We start from the raw sequence: 15,756 nt of genomic DNA on the forward strand, positions 1-15,756 counted from the left end.
ATGTTTGTTTTAAATGCTGCAACACAGCTTGCTATTGTATTTAGTGGGATTTTTTTATGGGTGGGGATGCTGACTGGAGTTTGGAAATATTATCAGATCAGACAAACAGCACAGGCAAGAGCACATTATTATGTGGATATTGCACATCGCAGCAGCCTACTTTACGCGGCAGCCAGTTTAATTTTAGCAGCATTAAGTTTTTTTACAGTTCTATCTGATTCAATCGCATTATTTTGTGTTGTTGCAAATCTATTTTTCTTTGCGATGTCGATTTTAATTTATATTTTGCATGGATTCTTAAGAGATACAACCAATCAATTCAAACAACCACATCAAGTGGGGAAATGGACTTTACCAGCATGGTGTATGACGTTGATGATGTTGAGTTTAATTATTGTAGAGTTGGGTGCAACTGGGATTTTAGTATTGGGAACAATTGTTCAATTTTTACATTAAAAAAATGGATGATCACTCATCCATTTTTCCTAAAGAATTTTTTTGGCGCACTGCGCTTAACTGTCGAAACTTTCGATCGACGATCGCCCACATACAAAAGGCCAGAGATACAATCAATGCATATGCAAAATATTCGGGTTTTAAATTACCTTTAATTGTGCCTTGAAATAACAACGTAACCATTAAGGCAAGCGTTGTAGTTGCATATACGATTGAATCATTTGCCTTCAGAGTGTTAATGAAGACTTGCTTGCTGAAATGTATTGATAACATCTCCATCCCTCCTTGTTGTGACGACAAAACCATGTGTTTTTGTCTGAATTGTTTTTTAAGTTGTACTGCTATTTTCTGAGCATTTCAATAGGGATAGTGACTATTTTGAAAATAAATTTCTAAATGTATTGATTTATATAACTTTTAAGTATTTTTTATATTGATTTATACTATTTTTTAGTTAAATATTAGCCATTATTTTTACATTTTGAAAAATTTGCCAATCAACTAATTGAATTGAAATAGTTGTTTTAGATCACAAATAAAGACATTGAGGCATATTTGACAGCGTCAGCTTTAAGTTAAGAAAAGAAAGATTTGTCGTAAACAAAAAATGAGCGTTGGATAAAAGAACATTTCTTGTATAGCTAAAATCATGTTTGGGTAAAACATCATTTTAACGACAAATCATTTTAATCTTTAGATGCTGATACGCGATCGACCACAATTGCAAAAACAAGAACGATCAGCGATGGCAGTAACCATGCGAGATTTTGTTCGTTCAATGGCAAATGCTGAATAAAAGTTGGTAATTGCGCAGTAAAACCAGCCGCTTTAATTGCTTCAAAAATCCCAAAAAGGAAAGCAACAGCAGTCACAGATCCAACCACGATGGACGGATTGTTCCAACGTTTCCAGAAGAAGCTGAGCATGATCACGACAATTGCTGGCGGGTAAATTGCACTGAGCACAGGAACTGAGATTGCAATCAGCTTTGTTAGACCTAGATTAGAAATCAACAAAGAAAAGCCAGTCAGGATAAAAACAAGTAACTTATAAGATAAGCCTGTTAATTCTGTAAAATATTCAGCGCAAGCACAGGTAAGACCAATTGCGGTTACCATACATGCAAGGAAAATTAAGATAGTTAAGAAATACGATCCGTAATCACCAAACGCGTGTTGTACATACGCATGTAGAATGATTGCACCATTGGCTGCATTAGGCGCGACCTCATGACTGCCTAAGCCAAGTTTAAACAAGCTGATATACACAAGTGTAAGTCCAACACCCGCAATCAAACTTGCGATAATGGCATATTTGGTAATCAGTTTTGTATCTGTCACACCACGTGATTGGATCGCTTGAATAATCACGATACCAAATACCAGTGCGCCTAAGGTATCCATGGTCAAATAACCACTAACGAAACCTTCAGAAACAGGACTTGCGATATAGTTGTTGATTGGTGCTGAAATCATACCTGTAGGGATCGCAAATGCGGCGATACCTAAGATTGCCAAGGCAATGATTTTTAAAGGTGCCAGTACATGACCAACCGTATCGAGTAGTTTATTTGGATACAGTGAAACTGCAGTCACAAATGCAAAATACACAATACTATAAATAAGAAGGCTGCTACCTGATGTACCAAAATACGGTGCGAAGCCAATTTCATAAGAAACTGTTGCAGTACGTGGTGTTGCAAACAGTGGACCTACAGACAAATAGCAAACAATGGTGAGCAGTAAGCTAAAGAAGCGTCCAAGTGGAGAGCTGATGATTTCGATTGAACCTTTCATGCGAGATAAGGCCATAATCGTAATGACAGGCAAACCAACTGCGGTAATTAAGAAACCGAAGGCCGCAAGCCAGACATGTTCACCAGCCTGCTGAGCAACGATTGGAGGAAAGATAATATTGCCTGCGCCAATAAATAACGCGAAGGTCATAAAACCTAAAGCAATGATATCTCCTGTACGAAGTTGATTCATAAAGAGGGAGGCATAAAATAAAAGTGCGAAGTTTAGAACAAAAATGCGTTCTTTTGAAACTAATTTATGTGAAATTTGGTTGATTTTTGACTAAAAAGAAATGATGAAAATCATATAATTAGTAATGGTAAAGCTAATGTGTTGAAAAGCTTTCCAAAACTCGAAAAATGCAGAAGGGTATAGATTCTTTCGTATTGGCCTAACTGAATTTAAATATCAAAAATAAAATGCTCTTTTAGTCTTAAATAGATTGAAGATTTCAATAGGAAGGCGTACAAATATTGAAATACTTTATGCAGTCCCCATATTAATTTTTCTGCATGTGATTTTAATCTGATTGATGAATAAGGAAAATCTCGAATGAGAGCTTCTACTGTGACCATTAAAACTGAACAAGATCTGGAGAAATTACGTATCTCTGGGCGTTTAGCGGCACAAGTGTTAGAAATGATCGGGCCTTATATCAAGCCTGGCGTTTCAACTGAATATTTAGATGATATCTGCAATGATTATATTGTGAATACGTTGCAGGTGATTCCAGCCAATGTGGGCTATCACGGTTTTACTAAAACGACCTGTATTTCTGTCAATGAAGAAGTTTGTCACGCCATTCCTTCAGCGAAAAAGATTTTGCAAGAGGGTGATATTTTAAATATCGATGTTGCTGTGATCAAAGATGGTTATTTTGGCGATACCAGCCGAATGTATTTTGTTGGTGAGCCAAAGCCTGAAGCAAAAAAACTGGTTGAAACCACTTATGAAGCGATGTTAGCGGGTATTCATACAGTGAAACCTGGGGCAACTTTAGGTGATATTGGCTATGCCATCCAATCTGTTGCACAGCGTGAAGGTTATAGCATTGTGCGTGAATACTGCGGACATGGTATCGGCCGTATTTACCATGAACAGCCGAACATCTTGCACTACGGTCAGAAAGGTCAAGGTTTGGTCCTAAAAAAAGGCATGGTGTTTACCATTGAGCCGATGGTGAATGCTGGAAAACGCCATGTCCGAGAGCTGAATGATGGTTGGACTGTGGTGACACAAGATAAATCATTGTCTGCTCAGTGGGAGCACATGGTTGCTGTAACGGATGATGGCTTTGAGCTATTAACGCCATGGCCGAATGGCACAGGACATTATCCAGCCGTTTAAGTTGTCCGATAAAAAAAGCGCGATTTCTAATCGCGCTTTTTTTTAGTTGAGCATTGGGTAAGTTGTTCAACCAAATAATCAATAAAAACACGAACAGCGGGCAATAGACCGCGTCTCGATGGATAAACTGCGTGGAAAATACCGTGTGGTGCCGTCCATTCGGGTAAGACAGTCACAAGTTGCCCTGTTTTTACAAAGTCTTGGGCAATACTATCGGGAAGCAGGGCGATCCCACAGTTTTGAGTGGCTAATTCCGCCAGCATCAGTAAATTTGAACCCATAATCACGGGGTTTACTTTGATCTTTTTCTGCTGATGATCAGGGCCTGTCAACAAGAACTGTTGATCGAGATGATCTTCTGCCATGCTGATAATACGATGTTCTGCCAGTTGTTCAGGCGTAGTAAGATTACCAAACTCATTTAAATAGGCTTGGCTGGCAAAAAGACGTTGTTCAATTGCTTCAAATTGACGTAATACTAGGTTCGGATCATCATCTAATTTAGAACGAACACGCAGCGCTAGATCGACACCTTCATTGATGACATCAATACGGCGGTTGCTGATCATCATCTGTACCCGAACTTCAGGATATTTCTTCAAAAATGCCGGTAGGATTTTCGCCATCTGATTTTGAGCAATATCGACTGGTACACTGACTTTGATGACACCGCGTGGTTGACTACTTAAATGATTGACCACATCATGCGCTGCTTGGGCTGCATTCATCATCACTTGTGCATGTCGGTAAACATCCATCCCAATATCAGTCACGGCAAAATGGCGCGAACTGCGTTGAATTAGACGTACACCCAATTGTTCTTCGAGATTGTAAACCCTACGGCTGAGTTTAGATTTAGGAATGTCTGTTGCACGTTCAGCAGCACTAAAGCCACCATGTTCTACAACCAGCGCGAAGCAATAAAAATCATCTAAATCCGTTAGCATTACGCTATAAACTCCAGCTTATTGTGATCAAGTTAAGTGAATATAAAAGTGATTATTAAACATTGTGGGCTAATAATATAGCCCGAACCTGCTGATATTGTTCCATTCGCTCAAAATCTTTTGCGGTTGGCGATGGAATTCGAGATAAGTTCATATTGTCAGTGATATCAGCCAATTTCACAACACGTGCCAAAGGGTTTTGTACAGTGCGTTGAGCGGCTTCGATTCGAGACTCACCATCTTGTTTTGTGAGTGCAACGATTGCGTCGATAATGTGTGCCTGGAATCCTAAAGCTTGTAAATCTGCAATGCTTGTTTCGGTATCTTCTAAGACATCATGCAGAACAGCAATGATTTTATGATCCATACTGGGTACATTCAGCATCACTCTGAGTGGGTGTAAAATATAGGGGGCATTGGCTTTGTCTACTTGCCCTGAATGTTGTTTTGCGGCAAATGCAATCGCTTGTTCTAATGTCGCCATCAGCTAAATCCTCCGCTTCAAGATAGATTAGCGCGTCATATTCTTTTAAACTGGCTGAAATTTTTTTCGCTTAAGTATTATGTCATATCAACTTATCAATATTGTCGATGCGACTCAAAACATTGTATGTCCTTTTTGTCAGCATGCTGTCCTCGACTGGGATCAAGAGCAGTATATTCAACCTTGTGAACATACGCTATTTATGGCAATGGATTTAGGTTTTGAATTTATTGCTGATCGTTTTGAAGAAGTTTTACCCCAGTCAGTAGATGAAATTCATGAAGATCCAAATATGAATATTTTTGCTAGTGTTACTCAAGCTCACTATGCCGACATGCACATTTATAAAGCAGATTTAGGTGTGGAAGGGTTATTCCGCTATGTTGGATTTAGTCAACATTAAAATCCTTCCAATAAAAAAGCCAATCATTTGATTGGCTTTTTGCTTAACAGCTTATGCTTCAGGTGCTGGGCTGTACTGTTCAACTAATGGTTTTAACTCACCATTTTGGAACATTTCAAGCATGATATCGCTACCACCAATGAGCTCGCCATTGATCCATAATTGTGGAAAAGTAGGCCAGTTCGCAATTTGAGGTAAAGTTGCACGAATATCTTGATTTTCCAAGATATTTACATAGGCAAATGGACGACCAATTTGGCTAAGTGCTTCTACTGCACGAGCAGAAAAACCACATTGCGGGAATTGTGGAGTGCCTTTCATGTAAAGTAAAACAGGGTGTTTCGCAATTTGATCACGAATTAACGCTACTGTATCACGCGCTTGTTCCGTCATAGATAGATCCTCAACTAATCTCCTTGCATTATACCTAAAAAAAAGCGTGGCGGAGGATTGCGAAAGATTTTTCTTATATAAATGTGACTTTAGGCTTTCAATCTACGCAAGTTTTTGCTTATATAACTTTTTTCACCACAACTACTGATAGATTGAGTTTGTTATGACTAATATCACTCTTGCTCCTGTGCAACCTGATCAACCATCACATCTTATGGCAACCTATGGTCGCCAAGCGATCAGCTTTGTACGAGGACGAGGGGCGTATCTATATACGGCAGAGGGTACAGAATATTTAGATGCGTTAACGGGGATTGCTGTGTGCGGTTTAGGACATGCACACCCTGTTATTGCAGAAGCGATTGCTGAACAAGCTGCGACTTTGGTGCATACCAGTAACCTATATGAAATTCCTTGGCAAACAGCTGCAGCACAGAAACTGGCAGAAGTTTCAGGTATGGAAGAGATCTTCTTTTCAAATAGTGGCGCTGAATCAAATGAAGGTGCGATCAAAATTGCACGTAAATTTGGTGCTCAACAAGGCATTGCATACCCTAAAATTTTAGTCGCGGAACAATCTTTCCACGGTCGTACCTTGGCAACCTTGTCTGCAACAGGCAATAAAAAGGTTCAGGAAGGCTTTGCGCCCTTGGTTGAAGGTTTTATTCGTGTGCCGTTTGGTGATGTGGAAGCAATTCAAGAAGCAGCCATCAACCACCCAGATATTGTTGCCATCCTGATTGAGCCTATCCAAGGTGAAGGTGGCGTGAATACAGCACCACAAGGGTTTAGTTACTTAGAAGATGTACGTGCGCTATGTAATCAACATAATTGGTTGATGATGCTAGATGAGATTCAAACAGGGAATGGTCGTACAGGCAAATACTTTGCTTATCAACATACCAGCATTATTCCTGACGTCATGACTACAGCCAAAGGCTTAGGGAATGGCTTCCCAATTGGTGCGGTGATGACACAAGGTAAAGCTGTGGGTTTACTGGGTGCAGGCAGTCATGGTTCAACTTATGGTGGAACAGTGTTAGGTTCACGTGTGGTATATACCGTGCTTGATACACTGGAAAAGGAGAATGCAGTTGAGAATGCTGCTACAGTGGGTGCATATATTGTCGATCAACTCAGAGCGCAATTGGCCGATTACAATGTTCAAGTGCGTGGCTTTGGCATGATGATTGGGATTCAGCTACCAAAAGACTGTGCTGAACTGGTTGCGATTGCACGTGATGAATATAAGCTGATTATCAATGTAACGGCAGGTTCAGTGGTACGTTTATTACCACCATTAAACATGACACAAGCACAAGCAGATGAATTGTTAAAACGTCTTGTGCCTGCTATTCAAAATTTCCTTAAAGCTTAACGAAACAATGTCTATTAAAAAAGGGCAATTCATTTGCCCTTTTTTATTTGTATGGGGTATCAGCCAGAAATATATTGTTGAAGCTGCTCAATCAGAATACGTTGATCATCCATCGCAGCTTTAACTAAGTCTCCGATAGAGATGAATCCCACTAACTTTTCCTGATCAAGCACAGGTAAATGACGTAAATGACGGTCAGTCATGAGGTTAAGGCATTCTTCGACCGTATGGTTTAAACCTACAGAAATTACTTTTGATGTCATAATGTCCGACACAGGTGTATTGTTTGATGAACGCTCCATCAAGGCAATTTTACGGGTATAGTCACGTTCAGAAAAAATACCTACCACGGTTTCATTTTCAGCGACAACTAAAGCACCAACACCTTTTTCTGCCATAATTTTAATTGCTTCAAGTACAGTCGCATTCGGTGAAATGGTAAAAATTGATTGTACTGCTTTATTCTTGATGACTTGAGCAACGATTGTCATTGTTTATCCACCTGTGTTGTATTGTCATTTTCATTTAACTTAACGGTATTTTTTTTAAATGCAAAGCCCTAATTTCATTCCAATGATAACTTTTCTTCATGAGTGCCTAAAAAGTCATCACTGGAGTAGAAAGAATAATTAAACCGTCACTACTGATTGATGTGGCATAAAGAAGAAATGCTGCATTTGCTGAGTTGAAAGTTTAAATTTACGATGCGAAGAGTTAAATAAAGCAGGTTCAACTTGTAAACGGGTTAAAGTTGGAAGTAAGGATTCATGGAAATCTTTCGGCGTAATCTTACGTGGTGTGTAGTTTTTCCAGTGTGCTTTAGCATAGCGATGAGCTTGTACGCCGTTCAGCCAAAAGGGGAATACGTGACCATCTTGATCCGATTTGATTGCCCAACCCTGATGGTATAAACCCCAAAGAACGCCACAATACATCATTGTTTTTAGAATTGAAATTTTAAACATCAACTCACGTGAGACTGGCTGGAAATGGCTAAAACGATACATGTTATTAAACTAATATTCTTAAACTTATGTTTTATTATAAGAAAGATAGATGGCAGTTATGTTTAAACAATTGATCTAAATCGTAAGCAAATATTGTAGGTATCTCATTCAGGTGACTAAAGCTTTGGTGCAGCGCAAGTCTGAAACGTGAAAGAATAAAGTTAATCCGTTTTATGTAGGTATTAAAAAACGCCACCTGAGCAAGACAAAGCGGTTAAGCTTTGGCACAGCGCAAGTCAGGAATATGAAAGAACCATGTTGATTCGTTTTATGCAGGTATTAAAAAACGCCACCTGAGCAAGACAAAGCGATTAAGCTTTGGCACAGCGCAAGTTAGGAATATGAAAGAACTATGTTGATTCGTTTTATGCAGGTATTAAAAAACGCCACCTAAGTGACGTTTCATTATGCTTGTAAGGTTGCCATCTTCTGCCAATACTGTGCTTTCAAGGAATCACGTTCTACTCGGAAGCCTTGATAATACAACTCTGCTAAAAATAATGCCGCTTTACCGTGACCTGCTTTAGCTACTTCTTCAAGCTCTTTCACTGCATCTTGGAAGTTTTTTTGCGATTGAATTGTATTTACTGCATTTGCATATACATGCTCTAGTTCATGTTGTGTAAATTGTTGAATCATATATAACTCCTTATTTTAATTATGATTACCGCAAATTCTATTCAAAGTTACTCTACTTTGAATTTAAGCTACTTTAACTTAGATTTGTTAAATTATTATGACAAAATTGATTGAATTGTCAAATATATTCGGTGTCATTACGTAAATAAAATCTTACACGATTAAACATTTGTCGCAAATAATTTTAAGTAAAATCAAAGTGAGAATAATAGAAAAGGAGAATAACATGTCCAATGTCATTGATGGCGTAACTGTGGATGTCCCACCATTAGAAAGTCAAATTATTGCGTTAGCTCATCATCATCGTCAATTACTTGATGAAGCCATTTTCCATCAAGAAATCCACTTGGGTGATTACTGCTTAGCACAACGTAAACGCGTGTATGACTTTGCCAGTCATTTAAGTCCTGAACAAAAAGATCAGTTTTATAGGATCTACGATGGAGAGTTGAAAAATATTGCCGATGATGATGACTTGCATCCTGCAGATGCTGAAAGTGGTGTAGGTATGTTTGCCATTTTTATTACCTTAGTCATCATTGCATTTATTTTGTACTTTTCCTTTGTTCGTACATTAGTCAGTTAATCATTGCTAAAGTAGTGTGCGTTCAATAAGTTGTGGAATTGTGACTTATTGAACGTTGTGCTTGTCCTTAGCGAATCAGAGACTTACACTACCTCTAATTCGAGGTAGATTATGTTGTCTATAATTTTTAAACAGAAGGTTATGCAATCCAAATTAGGATTTAAGTTGGACCAATTTTACAATGTTTTGGTCGGTATTATTATTTTGTCTATTTTTATACTTGCGTATAACGCATTACAACGTCCAATTAACACAGCGCAGTACCAAAAAGTTGTTCAGTATGCACAACAGGCCAGCCATCCAAGAACACAGCATTTGGCCGAAGATACTTTGGAGCAGGCTAAAATTCGACGTGTAGATTATCTAAAGCTTTTAAATGCTTACCAATTTGAATCGAATCGTATTAAACAATACCCGGCAATGGCAAAAGAAGATGAGTGAGTTTTAAACGATTCATTTTTATTTATAAATGAATGGTTTGCCTCTGTCGGAAAAAAGAAATCAATTTATGCTAGACTAGCGGTCTTTTTTAAAAGCTGCTTTATTCTCAAGGAATCGACATGCAACAGCAATCGAATATGCAAAATAAATTCTTGATAGATGCTGACATTGGTGATGATGATGTCACATTACCGAATTTACCTGCTGTCGATGTTCCCATTATTGATGAGCCAGTTGTAAAAACTACAGTTGAGACCCCAGCACCTGTAACAATCGCAGCAACAGCACCTGTTGTTGAAGAAGAAACCCAAGCTACGGGATTCTTTGGCCGCATGAAAGATGGTTTGACTAAAACACGTCGTAGTTTCACCGATGGTATGGTCAATATCTTGATCGGTGGCAAAGAGATTGATGACGAGTTATTAGAAGAAGTTGAAGAGCAAATGTTGGTTGCTGATATTGGTGTAGATGCAACCAAAACCATTATTGCCAATTTAACTGAAAGAACAGCTCGTGGTGATTTGATCTATTCCCATGCGTTGTACAAAGCACTGCAAGAAGAATTAGTCGCTTTACTCGCACCGCGTGTTAAACCGCTGCATATCGATCCTAACAAATCGCCTTATGTGATTCTCATGGTCGGTGTAAATGGCGTGGGTAAAACTACAACCATTGGTAAATTGGCGAAGCGTTTACAAGGCGAAGGCAAAAAAGTCATGCTTGCTGCAGGTGATACGTTCCGTGCGGCAGCGACTGAACAACTGCAAATTTGGGGGGAGCGTAATGACATCCCTGTGGTTGCTCAAGGTCACGGTGCAGATAGTGCTTCGGTTATTTTTGATGCTTTTGAAAGTGCGCGTGCTAAAGGCATTGATGTCTTGATCGCGGATACTGCAGGGCGTTTGCAGAATAAAGCCAACTTGATGGAAGAGCTGAAAAAAGTGAAGCGTGTGATGCAAAAGATTGATGCAACTGCGCCGCATGAAATTATGCTTATCGTTGATGCTGGCACAGGTCAAAATGCAATTAACCAAGTTCAGTTGTTTGATGAAGCGGTTGGCTTAACAGGGATTACCATTACCAAGCTTGATGGTACAGCAAAAGGCGGCGTGTTATTTAATATTGCAAGTCGTACTCATGTACCGATTCGTTATATTGGGGTGGGTGAGAAGATTGATGATTTACGTCCTTTCTCAGCTAAATCATTCGTTGCTGCATTATTTGAAACCGATAAGTAATTAAATTGTGTTAAAAAAGACTCCACGACATGTGGAGTTTTTTATTTCGAATAAAAAATAAGACTGTTTCAAAAATAAAACGATCTGTCATGTTTTTTAGACTATTCCTAAAAAATGCGTCGTTATACACTACATTCAATCCAAGATAACGCCCCAAAGGGCACAAAGGTAGGAATAACAACATGAGCAACTTCTTAAATAGCATTAAATCACGCCGTACCATTTATGCGATTGGTAAAAACCTTACAGTTGACCAAACAAAAGTTGAAGAAACCATTCGTGAAGCGGTAAAACAAAGCCCATCATCATTCAACTCACAAACATCACGTGTTGTGACTTTGTACGGTGAATCTCATGTTAAATTCTGGGAAATCGTACGTGAAACTTTGCGTAAAATGGTACCAGCAGAAGCATTTGCAAATACAAGTGCAAAAATTGATAGCTTTGCTGCTGGTTTTGGTACAGCGTTATTCTATGAAGATCAAGATGTTGTAAAAGGCTTACAAGAGCAATTTGCATTATATGCTGATAACTTCCCAGTATGGTCAGAACATTCAAGTGCAATCGCTCAGTTCGCAACATGGACTGCTTTATCTGAAATCGGTGTAGGTGCATCATTACAGCACTACAACCCAATTGTTGATGCCGAAGTTGCAGAAACTTTTGATATTCCAGCAAACTGGAAATTACGTGCTCAGCTTGTATTCGGTTCAATCGAAGCAGCGGCAGGCGAGAAAACATATATGGATGATTCTGCACGTTTCAAAACTTTTAACTAAGTTAAAACGAGTAGAAAAAAAGAGCACTGTTTAGTGCTCTTTTTTTATTTGGATAGGATATTCGCCAAAAGAAGTATGGCACTTATAATCAAAAATGCTGTATATATCTTAAATAAGCCGAATTGATGGAATAGACAGTTTTGTTTTCTGTCATAAAATAGTCACAATCGCATTGCATAGTGCATACGATTTCATAAATTGTTTATATCGAGAAGAGTCTAATGTCTTTAAGAGTTGGTGTTGCTGCTTTCGGGTTATTATTAAGTAGTTCAGTTTTTTCAGCAGTCACAATCACTGCACCTGAAGAAATCGTGATTCTTGCTGTAAATGGTCAAGAAGTAAATAATGGTTTAATTCCATCAAAGAAGAATAACTATCAAGTAGATCCAGGCAATTTAACTGTTAATGTTCGCTATCGTGAATATTTTGAGCATTTAAATGGTGAGCATGACATCGTTAAATCAGGTGTTGTAACCATTCAAGCACAAGATTTACAAGACAATCAGTCTTATAGTCTAGGTTTGGTCAATGCACCTAAAAACTTCGATGCTGCAAAGAAATATGCAGATCAACCTACCGTTGCTTTGTATGATCAAAATAAAAAACTGGTGGTCCAGCAAACTGGTGCAAATAATGAAGCACAGCCATGGTTTACTGGCAATAATTTATTAAGCCGCACTCTGGATTTAACGCAAAAGAATAAGAATAATGTTGCGAATCAACCTGCACCTGTTTATGCAGGAACTACATCACAAGTAGCTGCAACTGCGCCTGTAGCAGTAACAACAGCAGCGGCAGTAGGTACAGCAAAAACCACAGATCAACAATTGGCAGAATTGTGGCAGAAAGCATCTAAAGCTGAACGCCAAAAATTTATGGCTTGGTTAGCTGGTCAAACAAACTAATCTAAAATTTAATAACAAAGCCGATGTTATCATCGGCTTTGTTTTGTGTGGAATAAAATAAAAATGTCTTTAACGATTAGAAAAGCAAAGAATAGTGATTTGGAACAATTGGTTAAGCTGATTAATATCGCTTATAGAGAACAATCAGAACGTAGTTGGACAACTGAAAAAGCGTATGTTCAAGGTGATCGCATTGCTAAAGTTAAATTAGAGCAAATATTGCAGCAAGCAAATTTCGAATGATTAGTGGGTGAGCAAGATAATGATGAGATTGCTGCCTGCATCGGATTAAGCTTGAATGCTGATTGTATCGAGATAGGTACTTTTACGATTGATCCAAGCATACAGAATCAAGGCTATGGGCGTAAATTACTCAATTATGCTGAGTTATAGATTGCTCAAAATTATCCAACGATTCGTGATTTAGTCATGCATGCTCTAGATGTTCGAACTGAGCTGTTGGTCTATTATCAGCGCCGTGGTTACCAAATAACGGGACGGAAAAGCGAATATCCAATTGAGGCCGAAGTCGGGCAACCCATCGTACCTATTGAGCTGATTGAATCTTGAATATATAAAAGAGCCATGATTGCAACAGTCAAGGCTCTATCGACAACGGTTTAAGTTTGGTTTTCAGTAAGAGTGGATGTTTGCTCAACTTTCTGTGTAGACCAAATAGAACCAATCGGCGCGGCCTGTGCACGATCTCTGGCTTGTTGATAAAAACGTATAAATATTAAAGCAAAAATCAAAGCCGTGATATCAATCCAAATCAAATGGCCTGTTGAATACCAAAGTCCTTGGATTAGAAACACATAAGCAAGCAGAGAAGTCGCAGGAATCAGTAATAAAACCAGTGCAATGGCGAAGAACAGTTGAGCTAAAGCTTTTGCTGCCCCAACAATAAAACTGTATGAAATACAAGCAATAAAGACTAAATAGTAGCTATACATAAACACATGGTTATGACTTTGTAATTGCAATGGTATGACATAGGCCCATCGGCCAATCAACATACTGGTAAATATCGCTAACATACAACCTAAGCAAGCACCTATGGTCAGATTGGCAATAAACATGACGTCTTTACGCTGTTGTGGTGCTGGCAGGTTGGGATTCTTCTGTTTACGCAGGCGAGTTTCAATCCACAGAATATTGCCTGAATAGAACAGATAAGCCCCACCTAAGCCAAAGATCAAATAGATCCAGCGGATGGGTTCACCACCATAATTACCAAAATGTAAGGCAAACATTGAACGAATCAGTGAGGCCGCTGAGCTTTCTTCAGTTGATAGGGTTTTGGTTGGATAAGGTGTACTTTGATATGGATTAAATGACATATAGTCAAAAGTGTCACCACGAAGCATACGATCCGGATGATATAAAGCAACAAAGGCAGATGCACGTTCTGGATTATCAAGTTGGTTAAAACGAATGCCATCAATACGATAATCTGGTGCTGCTTTTTGAATATTGAGGAAAATTTTTTCTACATCGAGTTGTGGGTTTGGCTCTACAATCTTAACGGCTGGTGGACGTTCAAATAATGGCTTATCTTTCGAAACTAGCTGGGTGAGTGCACCATAAAAAATATCATGAAAAGCAAAAACCACGACACTAACGCTAATAATGATATGAAAAGGTAAGCTGGTAATGCCAATGACATTATGCGTATCTAACCAAAAGCGTTTCTTGTTTTTACCTTTGCGCACAGCAAAATAATCACTGATCAGCGTGGGGAGTAACACGATTAATCCCGACATTATGGCAAGAAAGTATAAAACAGCCACAACGCCCATCACCATTACACCTGTGGTATGGTGTCCCATCATGCCAGGGATACCCGCAGTTTCATGCAGTTGTTCAATCAGCCAACCTAATTTAGATACATTTTCCTCTTTGGCAATCAGTTGTCCATTGTTATCGAGTGTTGCCATCATGCTTGTTTGAGCAATATCAACGCCATGGTGATCTTCAGATTCCTCATGCGCTACTTCCCATTGGATAGGTGCATTATGTCCTTCTGGCCAGTTAAAGCTTAAAGTGAATGCCTTTTGTGTTTCAGGGAACTTCGCCTGAACTTGCTCGACCAATTGGTTGTATTGGTTGGTTTGAATTTTTGCTAACTTTTGCTGAGGAGGCGCTGCCCATTGACTAAGTTGATGTTGAAACATCGTTAGCCCACCAGCAAAAAAACAGATAAATAATAAAATACCTGCGCTTATGCCAACCCATGTATGGAGGTTTTTGCCTGTTTTAATAATATCCGCACGAATTTTCATTTTAAGCTCTTATCCAAAATAACAGGGCATAAGCAAGGACATTGGCAATACTGTAGATCACTAAGCTTTGCCAGCCTTTCGGGATGAAATAGACAATAAAAAAGACGCATAGCCAAATCCAAGGAATTGACCACATTCCCAATTGTGGTGCAATCGAAGAATCAGCATTGGATTTACTGAGTAAAAGAATGATTGCTCCCATCGCCATTGCAAAGCTGAGACCGAGAACGGCACCAACAAATGTTTTGGTCCACCAATCAGGTTGTAGTTTTTGTTTAAGCATGTTCATTTAAGTTGGCCTTTTCATGAGCATAATGAAGGGGGTAAATGACCAAACCAGCGTAGCAACTGCCAGCCAAATTAAAATAGCAACCAAAAGGGGTAAGCAATAAATCAAGATGCTTAACCCGACGAATAAGCCAACAAGTCCGAGGTAGAAGAATGGTCGAGACAACTGCTTTTTCAGAAAAATTTGATGGGTGTGGCTGAGATAGACACTCATACAGGCAAGCAGTGAAACCATGATCCCTAAGAGTTTTAAAGTCATGTTATTAATCTGTTAACTATAATGATAATAATTATTATTTAAATTCAACAAAAATTAAAGCTTATATTCAAAAACTTAATTGGTTTAGTCAGAACATGATGATTCAAATGCTATTGATAATTGTTATC

Annotated in this window: 20 protein-coding genes and 1 pseudogene; 10 read left to right on the forward strand and 11 right to left on the reverse strand. The window is 38.8% G+C overall.

All coding sequences use genetic code 11. The annotated features are described in order from the left end of the window. The gene (locus FPL17_RS04325; RefSeq protein WP_159883478.1) at positions 1-456 is read left to right on the forward strand and encodes a hypothetical protein; all 456 of its coding nucleotides are present in this window, start codon (positions 1-3) and stop codon (positions 454-456) included. 12 nt (positions 457-468) lie between these two features. Here the strand turns inward: FPL17_RS04325 and FPL17_RS04330 are convergent, their stop codons facing one another. After that, positions 469-729, reverse strand: coding sequence for a hypothetical protein (locus FPL17_RS04330; RefSeq protein ID WP_004806700.1), 261 nt, complete (start codon positions 727-729; stop codon positions 469-471). Between the two features lie 413 nt (positions 730-1,142). Next, positions 1,143-2,444 carry a branched-chain amino acid transport system II carrier protein gene (gene brnQ, locus FPL17_RS04335; protein ID WP_159883480.1) on the reverse strand — a complete coding sequence of 434 codons (1,302 nt, stop codon included), beginning with the start codon at positions 2,442-2,444 and terminating at the stop codon, positions 1,143-1,145. A gap of 360 nt (positions 2,445-2,804) precedes the next feature. Here brnQ and map point away from each other — a divergent pair, with 360 nt between their 5' ends. Next, positions 2,805-3,599 (forward strand): type I methionyl aminopeptidase, encoded by a 795-nt coding sequence (gene map / locus FPL17_RS04340; RefSeq protein WP_005313487.1) that lies wholly within the window; start codon positions 2,805-2,807, stop codon positions 3,597-3,599. Positions 3,600-3,625: 26 nt separating this feature from the next. Here the strand turns inward: map and FPL17_RS04345 are convergent, their stop codons facing one another. Both FPL17_RS04345 and FPL17_RS04350 read right to left on the reverse strand, forming a co-directional pair. Next, positions 3,626-4,546 carry a LysR family transcriptional regulator gene (locus tag FPL17_RS04345; protein ID WP_004806707.1) on the reverse strand — a complete coding sequence of 307 codons (921 nt, stop codon included), beginning with the start codon at positions 4,544-4,546 and terminating at the stop codon, positions 3,626-3,628. Positions 4,547-4,601: 55 nt separating this feature from the next. Continuing rightward, positions 4,602-5,030: a guanosine-3',5'-bis(diphosphate) 3'-pyrophosphohydrolase gene (locus tag FPL17_RS04350; RefSeq protein WP_159883482.1), complete on the reverse strand. Its 429-nt coding sequence runs from the start codon at positions 5,028-5,030 to the stop codon at positions 4,602-4,604. A gap of 79 nt (positions 5,031-5,109) precedes the next feature. On the opposite strand from FPL17_RS04350, the gene FPL17_RS04355 reads away from it, so the two are divergent. Then, positions 5,110-5,433 (forward strand): hypothetical protein, encoded by a 324-nt coding sequence (locus tag FPL17_RS04355; protein WP_005204097.1) that lies wholly within the window; start codon positions 5,110-5,112, stop codon positions 5,431-5,433. 51 nt (positions 5,434-5,484) lie between these two features. On the opposite strand, the gene grxD is transcribed toward FPL17_RS04355, so the two are convergent. After that, the gene (gene grxD / locus FPL17_RS04360; protein WP_004639270.1) at positions 5,485-5,826 is read right to left on the reverse strand and encodes a Grx4 family monothiol glutaredoxin; all 342 of its coding nucleotides are present in this window, start codon (positions 5,824-5,826) and stop codon (positions 5,485-5,487) included. Between the two features lie 163 nt (positions 5,827-5,989). On the opposite strand from grxD, the gene FPL17_RS04365 reads away from it, so the two are divergent. Further along, positions 5,990-7,204 (forward strand): aspartate aminotransferase family protein, encoded by a 1,215-nt coding sequence (locus FPL17_RS04365; RefSeq protein ID WP_159883484.1) that lies wholly within the window; start codon positions 5,990-5,992, stop codon positions 7,202-7,204. A gap of 59 nt (positions 7,205-7,263) precedes the next feature. Here FPL17_RS04365 and FPL17_RS04370 read toward each other — a convergent pair whose 3' ends face one another. The 3 genes from FPL17_RS04370 to FPL17_RS04380 form a co-directional block, all read right to left on the reverse strand. Continuing rightward, positions 7,264-7,695, reverse strand: coding sequence for a CBS domain-containing protein (locus FPL17_RS04370; RefSeq protein ID WP_004806717.1), 432 nt, complete (start codon positions 7,693-7,695; stop codon positions 7,264-7,266). 138 nt (positions 7,696-7,833) lie between these two features. Then, positions 7,834-8,211, reverse strand: coding sequence for a DUF2750 domain-containing protein (locus FPL17_RS04375; RefSeq protein ID WP_005188075.1), 378 nt, complete (start codon positions 8,209-8,211; stop codon positions 7,834-7,836). A gap of 405 nt (positions 8,212-8,616) precedes the next feature. Beyond that, positions 8,617-8,850, reverse strand: a complete 234-nt coding sequence (locus FPL17_RS04380; RefSeq protein WP_159883486.1) for an SEL1-like repeat protein — start codon at positions 8,848-8,850, stop codon at positions 8,617-8,619. Between the two features lie 226 nt (positions 8,851-9,076). Here FPL17_RS04380 and FPL17_RS04385 point away from each other — a divergent pair, with 226 nt between their 5' ends. The 6 genes and pseudogenes from FPL17_RS04385 to FPL17_RS04410 all read left to right on the forward strand — a co-directional run bounded on the left by FPL17_RS04385 (position 9,077) and on the right by FPL17_RS04410 (position 13,369). Continuing rightward, complete coding sequence (locus FPL17_RS04385; protein ID WP_004806721.1) at positions 9,077-9,436, forward strand: hypothetical protein; 360 nt, start codon at positions 9,077-9,079, stop codon at positions 9,434-9,436. Between the two features lie 111 nt (positions 9,437-9,547). After that, entirely contained in the window at positions 9,548-9,877 is a 330-nt protein-coding gene (locus tag FPL17_RS04390; RefSeq protein WP_151715205.1) for a hypothetical protein, read from the forward strand. 119 nt (positions 9,878-9,996) lie between these two features. Continuing rightward, positions 9,997-11,115 (forward strand): signal recognition particle-docking protein FtsY, encoded by a 1,119-nt coding sequence (gene ftsY / locus FPL17_RS04395; protein ID WP_005212624.1) that lies wholly within the window; start codon positions 9,997-9,999, stop codon positions 11,113-11,115. A 182-nt stretch (positions 11,116-11,297) separates the two neighbouring features. Further along, positions 11,298-11,894, forward strand: a complete 597-nt coding sequence (locus tag FPL17_RS04400) for a nitroreductase family protein (protein ID WP_005188087.1) — start codon at positions 11,298-11,300, stop codon at positions 11,892-11,894. A gap of 221 nt (positions 11,895-12,115) precedes the next feature. Beyond that, positions 12,116-12,799: a YccT family protein gene (locus FPL17_RS04405; RefSeq protein ID WP_159883488.1), complete on the forward strand. Its 684-nt coding sequence runs from the start codon at positions 12,116-12,118 to the stop codon at positions 12,797-12,799. Between the two features lie 63 nt (positions 12,800-12,862). Then, positions 12,863-13,369: pseudogene (locus FPL17_RS04410) on the forward strand (GNAT family N-acetyltransferase). Positions 13,370-13,419: 50 nt separating this feature from the next. On the opposite strand, the gene FPL17_RS04415 reads toward FPL17_RS04410, so the two are convergent. The 3 genes from FPL17_RS04415 to FPL17_RS04425 are packed head-to-tail and all read right to left on the reverse strand — an operon-like array spanning position 13,420 to position 15,628. After that, positions 13,420-15,081 (reverse strand): PepSY-associated TM helix domain-containing protein, encoded by a 1,662-nt coding sequence (locus tag FPL17_RS04415; protein ID WP_159883490.1) that lies wholly within the window; start codon positions 15,079-15,081, stop codon positions 13,420-13,422. A 1-nt stretch (position 15,082) separates the two neighbouring features. Next, positions 15,083-15,370 carry a hypothetical protein gene (locus FPL17_RS04420; RefSeq protein WP_005212618.1) on the reverse strand — a complete coding sequence of 96 codons (288 nt, stop codon included), beginning with the start codon at positions 15,368-15,370 and terminating at the stop codon, positions 15,083-15,085. After that, positions 15,371-15,628, reverse strand: a complete 258-nt coding sequence (locus FPL17_RS04425; protein WP_159883492.1) for a hypothetical protein — start codon at positions 15,626-15,628, stop codon at positions 15,371-15,373. Between the last annotated feature and the right edge of the window lie 128 nt (positions 15,629-15,756).

The organism is Acinetobacter dispersus (assembly GCF_009884975.1).
GTDB lineage: Bacteria > Pseudomonadota > Gammaproteobacteria > Pseudomonadales > Moraxellaceae > Acinetobacter > Acinetobacter dispersus.